The sequence below is a fragment of the Parahaemophilus parainfluenzae genome, from assembly GCF_001053575.1.
Taxonomy (GTDB): Bacteria; Pseudomonadota; Gammaproteobacteria; order Enterobacterales; family Pasteurellaceae; genus Haemophilus_D; species Haemophilus_D parainfluenzae_S.
Window position 1 is genome coordinate 128,356 of sequence record NZ_JVSL01000040.1, and the last position, 13,589, is coordinate 141,944.

Below are 13,589 nucleotides of genomic sequence, written 5' to 3' on the forward strand. Positions count from 1 at the left end.
CTTTATCTTTCACACTCCCTCTTAACTCAAGAGAGAAATTATTGCTTAACGTTCTTTGTAATGTACTTCGCTTAACGCACGTAATCTTTCTGCGGCTTGTTCTGCGGTGAGGTCACGTTGGCTTTCACCTAACATTTCATAACCCACCATAAATTTGCGTACTGTAGCTGAACGCAATAATGGCGGATAAAAATGCGCATGAAGCTGCCAATGTTCGTTATCTTCGCCATTAAATGGTGCTGCATGGAAGCCCATCGAATAAGGGAAAGACGTTTCAAATAAGTTGTCGTATTTCGTTGCCAGCTTTTTCAAGATCACAGCAAGATCTTTAGCTTGAGCATCGGTTAATTCTGTTAAGCGTTTGACATGCACTTTTGGCAATAACAAGGTTTCAAACGGCCATACCGCCCAATAAGGCACTACCGCAACCCAATGCTCGGTTTCCACCACAATACGTTCTTTTTTCTCTAATTCTTTTTGAACGTAATCTACTAAAAGTACCGAACCGTGTTTTTCATAATAATTTCGTTGAGCAACATCTTCACGCGCGACTTCATTCGGCAAAAAGCTGTTTGCCCAGATTTGTCCGTGCGGATGTGGATTGGAGCATCCCATTGCCGCACCTTTGTTTTCGAAAATCTGAACCCACTGATATTTTTGCCCCAGTTCACGCAATTGCGCTTGCCACACTTTAATCACTTCTTCAATTTCAAGTGCGGTCAATAATGGTAATGTTTTACTGTGATCTGGCGAAAAACAAATAACACGGCTTTCACCACGCGCTTGGCTCATTTGGAAAAGAGGATCGGCTGATTGCTCTGGCGCTGGGGTATCTTCTAATAAAGCCGAGAAATCATTTTTGAATACATAAGGTTTATGGTAATCCGGATTAGGTTCACCCGTAATACGCTTATTACGTGGACAAAGATAACAGTTTGGATCGTGGCTTGGCTTTTGCTCCTCACTCACTTTTTCTTGTTGCCCCTGCCATGGACGTTTAGCACGATGTGGCGAGACTAAAACCCATTGGTCAATTAACGGATTATAACGACGATGCGGATGATCTGTCGGTTCAAATACGGTTTCGCTCATATTTTTGCTCCAAAATGTAAACGATTACAAAATTTTCTTCATAAGATAACAAATTAAAAAAAATAAACCGTGATCATTATCACAAAATCAGGAAATAAGGCGCTAGTCCAATCTCTTTTTTGTGACGAATGTAGCATTTTTGAAAGTAACCGCTTTCAATTTTATCCAAATTTACTATGATAGTTGCTATGAAAAAATGAATGAGAGCCCAGTTATGCCTACAATTCGAGATGTTGCTGAATTAGCTTGCGTGTCGGTTGCCACTGTTTCCCGGGTTATTAATCACTCTCCCTCCGTAAGTGAAAAAACCCGTTATTCGGTACAACGTGCAATGGAAGTCTTAAATTATCAACCTAATGCAAATGCACAAGCTCTGGCCGTGCAAAATACCGATACCATTGGCGTGGTGGTTACCGATGTAACGGATCCGTTCTTTGCTATCTTGGTTAAATCGGTCGATAAAGTTGCTGAAGAGCATCAAAAAACGATTTTGATCGGCATTGGATACCATCATGCAGAAAAAGAGCGTGAAGCCATTGATACCTTGCTACGCAAGCGTTGTAGCTGTCTGGTCGTTCATTCCAAAGCCCTTTCTGACGAAGAGTTACAGCATTATTTAGAAAATGTACCCGGTATGGTGGTGATTAACCGTGTGATTGCAGGCTATGAAAATCGTTGCGTCAGCCTTGATAACCGTCAAGGCACCTATCTTGCCACTGAAATGTTGATTCGTTATGGCCATAAGCACATCGCCTATATTGGTTCCAATCACGGTATTTTAGATGAAACAGAACGTAAGGAAGGCTACTTAGAAGCCTTAGAAGCGCATAACTTCCCCATTGTAGAACAAGCCATTGTGCATAATTCACCTGATTTTGAAGGTGGTGAAAAGGCCATGATTGATTTATTGAGCTACAACTCCAATTTAACCGCTGTAGTGGCCTATAACGATACGATGGCTGCGGGAGCAATTTCCGTTTTAAATGAAAACAATATCAAAGTGCCGAAACAGTTTTCCATTGTGGGCTTTGATGATATGCCAATTGCTCGATATTTGATTCCTAAGCTTACCACTATTCGCTATCCAATTGATTTAATGGCAAATTATGCGGCAAAACTGGCTTTGAGCTTAGTTGACTCGTCTATTGTTACACCGACTGTTGTCCAATTTAATCCAACCTTGGTGAGACGTTTTTCTGTAGAAAATGCAATGAAACCGTGATGGAGATCACAAATTTAAACATTGCTATGTAATCGTTTTCATTTATGTGAGTTTGATCACAGATTAACAATTTTGATTTCGTTATGATGGATTCAGTTGCAATAGATGTACGCAACATTCCTCTATTTGGTATATAAAAATCAACAATAAAATCTCTTTCTCTAATAGGAGCGTTTTTATGAAAAAAACAGCAGTATTAAGTGCGGTCGCTTTAGCAATCGGTTTAGGTTCAGCAACTTCAGGTTTCGCAGCCGATAACCGTATTGGTGTTACCATTTATAAATATGATGACAACTTCATGTCATTAATGCGTAAAGAAATCGATAAAGAAGCGAAAGCCCTTGGTGGCATTGAGTTATTGATGAATGACTCTCAAAATGCACAATCTATTCAAAACGACCAAGTAGATGGTTTGCTTTCTAAAGGTGTAAAAGCCCTAGCCATTAACTTAGTGGACCCAGCTGCAGCATCAACTGTTATCAACAAAGCGAAACAAGATGACATTCCTGTTGTTTTCTTCAATAAAGACCCTGGTGCAAAAGCAATCGGTAGCTATGATCACGCTTACTATGTGGGTACCGATCCGAAAGAATCAGGTTTAATCCAAGGGGATTTAATTGCAAAACAATGGAAAGCAATGCCAGCCTTAGACTTAAACAAAGACGGTAAAATCCAATATGTATTATTAAAAGGTGAACCAGGTCACCCAGATGCTGAAGCACGTACTAAATATGTGATTGAGCAATTAAATGCGAAAGGTATTCCAACCGAGCAATTATTTATTGATACCGGTATGTGGGATGCAGCAATGGCTAAAGATAAAGTGGATGCATGGTTATCTAGCTCTAAAGCTAACGAAATTGAAATGATTATTTCAAACAATGACGGTATGGCATTAGGTGCATTAGAAGCAACCAAAGCACACGGTAAAAAATTACCAATCTTTGGTGTAGATGCATTACCAGAAGTACTTCAATTAATTAAGAAAGGCGAAATTGCGGGTACTGTGTTAAACGATGGCGTTAACCAAGGTAAAGCAGTTGTTCAACTTTCTGCAAATCTTGCTAACGGTAAAGCAGCAACAGAAGGTACACAATGGAAATTAGAAAACCGTGTGGTACGTATCCCTTATGTTGGTGTAGATAAAGATAACCTAAGTGAATTCTTAAAATAAGAAAATCTATTGCTTTTCTTTAATTTTAGGGGGAAAGGAAACCCAAATTCCCTTTCCCCCTTTTTGATGAGGTTGGATATGACAACTCAAACCCAAGACAGTGATGTACTACTGACAATGACGGATGTCAGTAAGTCTTTCCCCGGTGTAAAAGCCCTTGATCACGCCAATCTAACAGTTCGTTCTCACTCTGTTCATGCCTTAATGGGCGAAAACGGGGCGGGTAAATCTACATTATTAAAATGCCTCTTCGGAATTTATGCAAAAGACGAAGGTGAAATTTTATTCTTAGGCAAACCTGTTGATTTTAAAACATCAAAAGAAGCCCTTGAAAATGGGATTTCAATGGTTCACCAAGAACTTAACTTGGTGCGTCAAACTAGTGTAATGGATAACTTATGGTTAGGTCGCTACCCACTTAAAGGTCCTTTTGTGAATCACGCAAAAATGTATCGTGATACCAAAGCGATTTTCGATGAATTGGATATTGATGTTGATCCAAAAGAAAAAGTGGCCAAACTTTCCGTTTCACAAATGCAGATGATCGAAATTGCGAAAGCGTTCTCTTATAACGCTAAAATCGTAATTATGGATGAGCCAACATCCTCACTTTCAGAAAAAGAAGTGGAACATCTTTTCAAAATTATTCAAAAATTAAAAGATCGCGGTTGTGGCATTATCTATATTTCACACAAAATGGATGAAATCTTCAAAATTTGTGATGAAATCACCATTCTTCGTGATGGTAAATGGATCAATACCGTTGAAGTTAAAGGCACCACCATGGAAGAAATTGTTTCAATGATGGTTGGCCGTGAATTAACACAACGTTTCCCTGAAAAAACTAACGTACCAAAAGAAATCACGCTTGAAGTGGAACATTTAACTGCGGTGAACCAACCTTCTATTCAAGATGTTTCCTTTAATTTACGCAAAGGTGAAATTTTAGGTATTGCAGGTCTTGTTGGTGCAAAACGAACCGATATTGTGGAAGCCATTTTTGGTGTACGCGAATTAAAAGAAGGGACGATCAAGCTCAACGGAAAAATTGTGAAAAATCATACCGCACTTGAGGCGATTAACCACGGTTTTGCTTTGGTGACTGAGGAACGTCGTTCAACCGGGATTTATTCAAACTTAAGTATTGAATTCAACTCGTTGATTTCAAATATGAAATCTTACCTCTCCCCATGGAAATTGCTCAGCAACAAAAAAATGGCGAGCGATACACAATGGGTGATTGATGCGATGAACGTGAAAACACCGTCTCACAAAACAACGATTGGATCGCTTTCTGGTGGTAACCAACAAAAAGTCATTATCGGCCGTTGGCTTTTAACCCAACCAGATATCTTAATGCTCGACGAACCAACTCGTGGTATTGATATTGGGGCAAAATTTGAAATTTATCAGCTCATTCAAGAACTCGCTAAAAAAGATAAAGGCATCATTATGATTTCATCAGAAATGCCAGAACTATTAGGCGTAACAGACCGAATTTTGGTCATGAGTAATGGTCGTGTTGCCGGCATCGTTGAAACGGCAAAAACGTCTCAAGAAGAAATTTTGCAACTTGCCGCAAAATATTTATAAATCATAAAGGAACAAATTATGAGTGCCTTACCAAAAAATAAATCATTCGATTTCTTAAAACAAAATGCGATTTATTTTGTGTTGTTGATTTTACTTGGCATCATCATCGCACAAGATCCAACATTCTTGAATGTTCGCAACTTTAGTAACATTTTAACTCAATCATCCGTCCGTCTCATTATCGCCCTTGGTGTTGCAGGCTTGCTTATTACTCAAGGCACCGACTTATCTGCTGGTCGCCAAGTAGGTTTAGCTGCAGTTATTTCTGCTACCCTCTTACAATCAATGGAAAACATGAACCGCGTGTTCCCTGATTTAGGTGAAATTCCGATTCCAGTAGTTATCCTGACTGTTTGTGCGGTAGGTGCTGTAATCGGCTTAGTGAATGGTTTAGTTATCGCTTATCTCAATGTAACCCCGTTCATTGCAACCATGGGTACCATGATCATCGTTTACGGTTTCAACTCACTTTATTATGATGGCGTAGGTGGCTCACCAATTGCAGGCTTCAGTGAATCTTTCTCTAACTTCGCACAAGGCTTTTTTAGACTCGGTTCATTCAAATTATCCTACATCACTATTTATGCCGCAATTTGTGCATTCTTAGTATGGGTAATGTGGAATAAAACACGCTTCGGTAAAAATATCTTTGCTATCGGTGGTAACCCTGAAGCCGCAAAAGTATCTGGCGTAAACGTAGCGCGTAACCTTGTTGTGATTTACATGATTGCTGGTATGTTCTATGCATTCGGTGGTATGTTAGAAGCAGGTCGTATCGGTAGTGCTACCAACAACCTTGGTTTCATGTATGAATTAGATGCGATTGCTGCCTGCGTAGTAGGTGGTGTATCTTTCGCTGGTGGTGTGGGTACTGTTATCGGTGTAATCACGGGTGTTATCATCTTCACCGTTATTAACTACGGTTTAACTTACATTGGTGTAAACCCTTACTGGCAATATATCATTAAAGGTAGTATTATCATCCTCGCGGTTGCTATCGACTCCTTAAAATATGCGAAGAAAAAATAATTAAAAAAAACGATAAAAATAACTGCACTTTAGTAATAAAGTGCGGTTTTATTTTGAGGTAAATTCTCAAAACAAAAAGCGAGCCTCTCAGCTCGCTTTTTTAATTGAATCGATTACTCGTATTCATCTAACCATTTCAACAAAATCGCTTCCAGAATACTCTCGTTAGATTTCATTGGATCATCATCAAAACCGTCTAGTTCACAAATCCACTTATGCAAATCCGTGAAACGTACCGTTTTAGGATCTAAATCTGGATTACGATCATAAAGCTCTTCTGCGATAAGTTGGGCATCAGTCCATTTCATTAGTGGGCTGCCTCATTCGCATGGTTAATATTATATTTAGGGATTTCCACCACTAAATCTTCATCACCCACGATACATTGGCAAGAAAGACGGCTATCCATTTCTAAGCCCCAGGCTTTATCCAACATATCTTCTTCTTGATCGCTGGCTTCATTTAATGAATCAAACCCTTCACGAATAACTACATGGCATGTTGTACAAGCACAAGACCCATCACAAGCATGATGAATTTCAACGCCTGCATTATGTGCCACTTCTAATAAGTTGTCACCAGCTGCTGCATCAACCACCATACCCTCTGGGCAGAATTCTTCATTCGGTAAAAAAATCACTTTTGGCATATTACTTTCCTCAACATAAAAAACTCGTTAATTTATAACCGCACTTTACTGCTCAATATCTGATACAGATTTACCTGTCAGCGCTTGATGAATGGATTTATTCATGCGTCTTGCCGCAAATTCTTGAGTTGCCACATCAAGAGCTTTAATTCCCTGCGCAATCTCATGACGATCTGTACCTTCTTTTACATCCATTAATTGTTTCAATGCATGTTCAATTTGATGGAATTCAGATTCGGTTAATAAGTCCGCCCCATCTTGTTGCAATGCCACAATTACGCTATCAATCACACGATCAGCCTCAACGCGCTGCTCGGCTAATTCACGGGCTTGCATATCATCTTGAGCATTATCAAAAGAGGCTTTAATCATTGCGGTTACTTCTTCATCCGTTAAGCCATAAGAAGGCTTAATTTGAATCGATGCTTGGACTTTAGTAGATTTCTCCATCGCGGTCACACTTAATAAGCCATCCGCATCCACTTGATAAGTCACACGAATATGTGCAGCACCTGCTACCATTGGCGGAATGCCACGCAATGTAAAACGACCTAAAGAACGGCAATCATCCACTAACTCACGTTCTCCTTGTACCACATGTACCGTCATCGCAGTTTGGCCATCTTTAAAGGTGGTAAATTCTTGTGCACGAGCCACTGGAATCGTGGTGTTACGTGGAATGATTTTCTCCACTAAACCGCCCATTGTTTCAATACCTAAAGAAAGCGGCACAACATCGAGTAACAACATATCACTGTCATTCTTGTTGCCCACTAAAATATCCGCTTGAATTGCTGCACCTAAGGCCACTACTTTATCTGGATCAATCGATGTTAATGGGGTTTTACCAAAGAATTCGCCCACTTGCTCACGTACGTAAGGCACGCGAGTTGAGCCACCAACCATGACCACTTCTTGCACGTCTTCAGCTTCAACATGTGCATCTTTCAATGCACGACGACAGGTTAATAAAGAACGTTTTACCAATGAGTGGATTAATTCATTGAATTGCTCACGGCTTAATTCACCTTCAAATCCACGCCAAGAAATAACCGCACTTTGTGCACTTGTTAAGGCAATTTTAGTTTGTGTGGCTAAACTTAAAAGCTCACGTTGCTCATTGACATTTTGTGGTTTAATACCCGCTTGTTCAACAATCCAATCTGCGATCAAATGGTCAAAATCATCACCACCTAAGGCAGTATCTCCACCTGTTGCTAAGACTTCAAATACACCTTTAGACAAGCGTAAAATCGAGATATCAAAGGTACCGCCACCTAAGTCATAAACAGCAATGACGCCTTCTTTTCCGCTATCTAAGCCATACGCCACTGCTGCAGCAGTGGGTTCATTTAATAAACGTAATACATTTAACCCGGCAAGGCGTGCTGCATCTTTTGTACTTTGACGTTGAGCATCATCAAAATACGCGGGAACCGTAATCACTACGCCAGAAAGCTCACCCGCAAGGCGTTGTTCAGCGATATGATTTAAACGAGATAAAATATCTGCAGAAACTTCAATCGGGCTTTTTTTACCTTGACGAGTCACCAATAACGGCAAACCATTTTCACTTGCTACAAACTCATAGGGTAAGTTTGTGTAACGTGATTGCACATCTGCAAGACTACGACCAATCAGACGTTTGACCGAAATAATCGTATTTTTAGGATCAATTGCAGCTTTAGCAAACGCTTCATTACCCACAAGTTTTTCATTTTCACCATAATAAACCACTGAAGGCACAAGGCTTCTTTCTTGTTCATCATTCAAAATAGTGGCTTGACCGCTACGCACTGCGGCAACTAAAGAATTTGTTGTACCTAAATCAATCCCTACCGCAAGACGATGTTGATGGGGTGCTGCCGTTTGTCCTGGCTCTGCAATTTGGAGTAATGCCATATCTCTTTTTATCTCTAATAATTAATTCGTTAAAAGCTGATTATGCGACTGAATAAGCTTGAGCAAATTTATCTTGTTCGGTGAAACTTGCATTGTAATGCGTTTCAATATTAACTTCGCGTCGTTCGCGCTGATTAATCTCAGTCGTCTTATCTTCCGAAAGCTCTGGTGTAAAAACAATCATGTGGTTACCATCGAGTTGTTTTACATCTTCTTGCCAATTTTGCCAAAACAGATTTTGGTAAAATGCGTCAATGTCACCATTTAATGCCCAAGCTAAGAAATCCGTATAGGTAAAATTTAAATCATGCCAAGTTAAGTCTTTCGGCGAAAAATAGTAAATATTGCCAAGATTAGAACCTAAAGAGCCACCATTTAAAGCAAAATAACCGCCAATGACATCATCTGCAACCAGTAAATATTTTGGTTTCTCACCTGATTGATTAAAGGATTTGCTGAAATTCCAGTCCATTAACCCACGTGGTAATTTAAAACTGCCGGAACCCAATATACGCAACCAACCATGATGAATTAAAATGCCACCGGTTTCATAAATTACCGCGCCCATCGGAGAAGACGTTGGCATTTGCATAGTGAAAAGCTCACGTTCTGCACTGGATTGATCTTTTTTAATCACTTCACAATGATTACGAGCATGCTCAATCCATTGGGAAATGGTTCCCCATGCAGATTTTGAGGCATCAGTCAGTTGTTCTAAAGTTTGCATAATCGGGTTTCATTCGTATGAGGGCGATAGCCCATTTATCAATAGCGAAAAGGGCGTATTAAACGCCCTTAAGATTATAATTCAAATAGACGTTCTTCTACTTGGCTAATTTCATCCGCCAATTTTTTTAGAAAACGTAATTTATCGCAGAATTGTGCAGCAGTTGACCATTGTTGCTCATTAAGCTGTGCTTCAAGTGCGGTCAACATTTCTTTTGTTTCTTTTTTAACGCGTTTCGCAAAGGATTCTAATGCATTCTCATCCTGGCTTTGCTCAATATTTTCGAGTTCTTCTCGCCATTCTAATTGCTGTATTAAAAATGCCACATCTTGTGTGCTCTTTTGCTCTAAATCCTGTGCTTCTCCCGTATTTAACGCAATAATTGCTTCCGCACGTAAAATTGGGTCTTTCAAGGTTTTTAATGCATCATTAACTTCTGTCGACTTTTGCATTGCAATGCGTTGTTCTTGCGCATCTGCCGTAACAAAATTATCAGGGTGCAAACTCTTTTGAAGCACTAAATAGCGTTCAGACAAAAGGGCTTGATCAACATTGAAAGCAACGGGTAAATCAAAAATAGCAAAAGGATTTGTCATTTCTATTCCTTAAACGTGGAAACTCTCACCACAACCACAAGATTCTTTTACGTTCGGGTTGTTATATTTAAAGCCTTCGTTCAAGCCTTCTTTGACATAATCTAGCTCAATGCCATCTAAATAAACCAAGCTTTTTGGATCGACTACCACTTTCACGCCATGCTGCTCAAAAACAAGATCGTCATCATTGAGCACATCAACGAATTCAAGCACATAGCCTAAACCCGAACAACCTGATGTTTTCACACCTAAGCGTAAACCGATGCCTTTTCCACGATTTTCAAGAAAAGTACGAACTCGTTGTGCCGCTTTTTCAGTGAGTGTTATAGACATATTCTGATCCTTAAATTGATAAAGTGCGGTCATTTTCAACCGCACTTTGATTACTTACCTTGTTTATTTTTATAGTCAGCAATAGCGGCTTTAATTGCATCTTCTGCTAAAATTGAGCAGTGAACTTTTACCGGTGGTAATTCAAGTTCTTCCGCAATTTGACTGTTTTTAATTGCGCCTGCTTCATCTAACGATTTACCTTTTACCCATTCCGTAATTAAAGAACTTGATGCAATCGCAGAGCCACAACCATAGGTTTTAAATTTCGCATCTTCAATAATGCCGCTGTCATTTACTTTGATTTGTAACTGCATAACGTCACCACAAGCCGGTGCGCCAACCATACCCGTCCCTACTGAATTATCTTTTTTATCCATCGAACCTACGTTGCGTGGATTTTCATAATGATCAATAACTTTTTCGCTGTACGCCATATTATGTTCCTTTCCTAAATAAGTTGCTATCAGGCGGACTAGCCGCCTTTAAAATTAGTGGGCTGACCACTCAATAGTATTTAAATCAATGCCTTCTTTGAACATATCCCAAAGTGGCGATAATTCACGAAGTTTTGCTACTGCATTACGTGTTAAATTAATGGTGTAATCAATTTCTTCTTCCGTTGTCCAACGACCAAGTGTGAAACGAATTGAGCTATGTGCTAATTCATCATTACGACCTAATGCACGTAGTACATAAGATGGTTCTAAACTCGCTGAAGTACAAGCAGAACCAGAAGAAACTGCCACATCACGTAATGCCATCATTAAGGATTCACCTTCAACATAGTTAAAGCTGATGTTCAAGTTATTTGCTACGCGGTGCTCCATCGAACCATTTACATAGGTTTCTTCAATTTCTTTCAAGCCATTATATAAGCGATCGCGTAAAGCTCTGATACGAGGAATCTCTGTCGCCATTTCTTCTTTTGCAATACGATAAGCTTCACCCATACCAACAATTTGATGTACAGGTAATGTACCAGAACGCATGCCACGTTCGTGACCACCACCATGGATAATTGCTTCTAAACGAACGCGAGGTTTACGGCAAACATATAGTGCCCCGATACCTTTTGGTCCGTATAATTTGTGACTAGACATTGACATCAAATCAACCGGTAATTCAGCAAGATTAATTTCGACTTTACCGACACTTTGGGTCGCATCTACATGGAAAATCGTTTTATTTGCACGGCAAAGCTCACCAATTGCTTTAATATCCTGGATCACGCCAATCTCATTATTCACGTGCATAATTGACACAAGAATCGTATCTGGACGCAATGCAGCTTTGAATTTATCAAGATCGATTAAACCATCTTCTTCTGGATCTAAATAGGTCACTTCAAAGCCTTCACGCTCTAATTGACGGCAAGTATCCAATACAGCCTTGTGTTCAGTTTTGCAGGTGATAATGTGCTTACCTTTTGTTTGATAAAAGTGTGCCGCACCTTTAATTGCAAGGTTATCTGCTTCCGTTGCACCTGAAGTAAACACAATTTCACGTGAATCTGCACCAATCAAATCCGCAATTTGATTACGTGCAATATCAACCGCTTCTTCAGCTTGCCAGCCAAATTTATGTGAACGAGATGCTGGATTACCGAATACACCATCAATGGTTAAATATTCCATCATTTTTTTAGCAACACGTTCATCCACTGGACATGTTGCTGCATAATCTAAATAAATTGGTAATTTCATTTTCACTCCTAAATAACTACTAAAAATGCTATCAATTTGACCGCACTTTAATCTACTTTCCCATTATTGGTTGACTACAATTAAGTCATCAAAATCTTTGTGAGCTTTATGCTTCCCAGCTTTTTTCTCTACAAGCTCAGCTAATGTAATCTCATCTAAAAAATCAGAAATACGATCACTTAAATCTTGCCATAATGTATGAGTTAAACACTCTACTCCGCCTTTGCAATTTCCTTTACCAAGGCATCTTGTCACATTAATGTTCTCATTTACGGCTGAAATCACCATACCGATAGAAATTTGATCAGTTGGTAACGCTAAACGATAGCCACCACCTGGGCCACGAACGCTTTTTACTAATCCACCACGACGCAATTTGGCAAATAATTGCTCAAGATAAGAAAGTGAAATATTTTGACGTTCTGAGATATCCGCTAAACAAACTGGGTTTGTTCCTGCGTGTAATGCGATATCTAAAATTGCGGTAACCGCATATCGTCCTTTAGATGTTAGTTTCATAAAGCATCCCTATAAATCGCCATCTAGGTAGTTTACCTATCTGACTATGATAGTCAATTTTACTCTTTTTGCAGATTAAGGCGTTTTTCAATCGCACTTAACATTCCTCGCAAAATATTTAATTCATTTTTTTCTAGAGAAGAACGGTTATAAAGTCGTCTTAACTTTTGTATAACCCCTTGATTTTGAATAAAACCAAGAGACTGATACACCTGTTCCGTATGAGCAAAAAAATACTCCATTTCTTGTGCTGTTGGATAGATATCTTCTATCGTTGAAAGTGTACTTTCCGTTTTATTTTTTGTTAAAAATGCCATGCGCATTTCATAACTTACCAACTGTACTGCCATCGCTAAATTGAGCGAAGAATATTCAGGGTTAGCAGGGATATTTAAATGATAATGACATTTAAGTAATTCTTCATTTGTGAGTCCAACACGCTCACGACCGAACACGATCGCTACTTGCCCTTGATGTGCACTGGCTTTCTCTGCACACTCTCTTGGCTCAATAAGCGTACTCTGTAAATGACGTAATCTCGCACTCGTACCAATCACTAATGAGCAATCTTCTATTGCTTGTTCAAAAGTATCAACAATGTGGGCATTACGCACAACATCATCAGCGCCTGCTGCTAATGCAATAGATTGCTCATCCACCGATTTTGGTGAGACCAAATAAAGATTGGATAATCCCATTGTTTTCATTGCACGCGCCGCAGAACCGATGTTCCCGCTATGTGATGTTTCAACCAAAACAATTCGAATATTCTGTAACATTTTATGCCCGACTTAACTTTGTGGATATTCTACCATAATAACCGCTAAATATAGTCAAGAATTTTGAAAATATTTTAATTTTTTGTAAATTTATTAACAAATAGGGGGAATAAGATGTTGACTGGTGGGCTGTGAGAGGCTCGAACTCTCGACCGACGGATTAAGAGTCCGCTGCTCTACCAACTGAGCTAACAACCCAACCGGTTAAATAATGATCTTTAAATAGATGGTGGGTCGTGAAGGATTCGAACCTTCGACCAACGGATTAAAA

The 13,589-nt window shown here is 39.4% G+C and carries 15 protein-coding genes and 1 tRNA gene; 4 read left to right on the plus strand and 12 right to left on the minus strand.

Going from position 1 to position 13,589, the window contains the following annotated elements; genetic code table 11:
• Positions 1 to 45: 45 nt before the first annotated feature.
• The gene (galT, locus tag AC979_RS09360; protein ID WP_049373956.1) at positions 46 to 1,092 is read right to left on the minus strand and encodes a galactose-1-phosphate uridylyltransferase; all 1,047 of its coding nucleotides are present in this window, start codon (positions 1,090 to 1,092) and stop codon (positions 46 to 48) included.
• 214 nt (positions 1,093 to 1,306) lie between these two features.
• Between galT and AC979_RS09365 the strand changes: the two genes are divergently transcribed.
• From AC979_RS09365 to mglC, 4 genes are all read left to right on the plus strand, one after another.
• On the plus strand, positions 1,307 to 2,314 hold the full coding sequence (locus tag AC979_RS09365; RefSeq protein WP_049369239.1) for a substrate-binding domain-containing protein: 1,008 nt from the start codon (positions 1,307 to 1,309) through the stop codon (positions 2,312 to 2,314).
• Between the two features lie 178 nt (positions 2,315 to 2,492).
• Positions 2,493 to 3,488: a galactose/glucose ABC transporter substrate-binding protein MglB gene (mglB, locus tag AC979_RS09370; protein WP_049373957.1), complete on the plus strand. Its 996-nt coding sequence runs from the start codon at positions 2,493 to 2,495 to the stop codon at positions 3,486 to 3,488.
• Between the two features lie 78 nt (positions 3,489 to 3,566).
• A complete protein-coding gene (gene mglA, locus AC979_RS09375) occupies positions 3,567 to 5,081 on the plus strand; it encodes a galactose/methyl galactoside ABC transporter ATP-binding protein MglA (protein ID WP_049373958.1) in 1,515 nt (504 codons plus the stop codon).
• 18 nt (positions 5,082 to 5,099) lie between these two features.
• Entirely contained in the window at positions 5,100 to 6,110 is a 1,011-nt protein-coding gene (gene mglC / locus AC979_RS09380; protein WP_049373959.1) for a galactose/methyl galactoside ABC transporter permease MglC, read from the plus strand.
• 113 nt (positions 6,111 to 6,223) lie between these two features.
• Here mglC and iscX read toward each other — a convergent pair whose 3' ends face one another.
• From iscX to AC979_RS09435, 11 genes are all read right to left on the minus strand, one after another.
• Entirely contained in the window at positions 6,224 to 6,418 is a 195-nt protein-coding gene (iscX, locus tag AC979_RS09385; RefSeq protein ID WP_049366368.1) for a Fe-S cluster assembly protein IscX, read from the minus strand.
• Complete coding sequence (gene fdx, locus AC979_RS09390) at positions 6,418 to 6,759, minus strand: ISC system 2Fe-2S type ferredoxin (protein WP_049364506.1); 342 nt, start codon at positions 6,757 to 6,759, stop codon at positions 6,418 to 6,420. The genes iscX and fdx overlap by 1 nt, the downstream gene beginning before the upstream one ends.
• Before the next feature lie 45 nt (positions 6,760 to 6,804).
• Entirely contained in the window at positions 6,805 to 8,661 is a 1,857-nt protein-coding gene (gene hscA, locus AC979_RS09395) for a Fe-S protein assembly chaperone HscA (RefSeq protein WP_049373960.1), read from the minus strand.
• A gap of 40 nt (positions 8,662 to 8,701) precedes the next feature.
• The gene (locus AC979_RS09400) at positions 8,702 to 9,388 is read right to left on the minus strand and encodes a DUF2625 domain-containing protein (protein ID WP_049373961.1); all 687 of its coding nucleotides are present in this window, start codon (positions 9,386 to 9,388) and stop codon (positions 8,702 to 8,704) included.
• 74 nt (positions 9,389 to 9,462) lie between these two features.
• Positions 9,463 to 9,984, minus strand: a complete 522-nt coding sequence (hscB, locus tag AC979_RS09405) for a Fe-S protein assembly co-chaperone HscB (protein WP_049373962.1) — start codon at positions 9,982 to 9,984, stop codon at positions 9,463 to 9,465.
• Between the two features lie 9 nt (positions 9,985 to 9,993).
• Positions 9,994 to 10,317 (minus strand): iron-sulfur cluster assembly protein IscA, encoded by a 324-nt coding sequence (iscA, locus tag AC979_RS09410; protein ID WP_032822628.1) that lies wholly within the window; start codon positions 10,315 to 10,317, stop codon positions 9,994 to 9,996.
• Between the two features lie 50 nt (positions 10,318 to 10,367).
• Complete coding sequence (gene iscU, locus AC979_RS09415) at positions 10,368 to 10,751, minus strand: Fe-S cluster assembly scaffold IscU (protein WP_005696665.1); 384 nt, start codon at positions 10,749 to 10,751, stop codon at positions 10,368 to 10,370.
• Positions 10,752 to 10,805: 54 nt separating this feature from the next.
• Positions 10,806 to 12,020, minus strand: a complete 1,215-nt coding sequence (locus tag AC979_RS09420) for an IscS subfamily cysteine desulfurase (RefSeq protein WP_049373963.1) — start codon at positions 12,018 to 12,020, stop codon at positions 10,806 to 10,808.
• A gap of 63 nt (positions 12,021 to 12,083) precedes the next feature.
• Positions 12,084 to 12,539: a Fe-S cluster assembly transcriptional regulator IscR gene (gene iscR / locus AC979_RS09425; RefSeq protein WP_049366379.1), complete on the minus strand. Its 456-nt coding sequence runs from the start codon at positions 12,537 to 12,539 to the stop codon at positions 12,084 to 12,086.
• Between the two features lie 59 nt (positions 12,540 to 12,598).
• Positions 12,599 to 13,318: a tRNA (cytosine(32)/uridine(32)-2'-O)-methyltransferase TrmJ gene (gene trmJ, locus AC979_RS09430; RefSeq protein ID WP_049373964.1), complete on the minus strand. Its 720-nt coding sequence runs from the start codon at positions 13,316 to 13,318 to the stop codon at positions 12,599 to 12,601.
• A gap of 122 nt (positions 13,319 to 13,440) precedes the next feature.
• A tRNA-Lys gene (locus tag AC979_RS09435) sits at positions 13,441 to 13,516 on the minus strand.
• Positions 13,517 to 13,589: the final 73 nt, after the last annotated feature.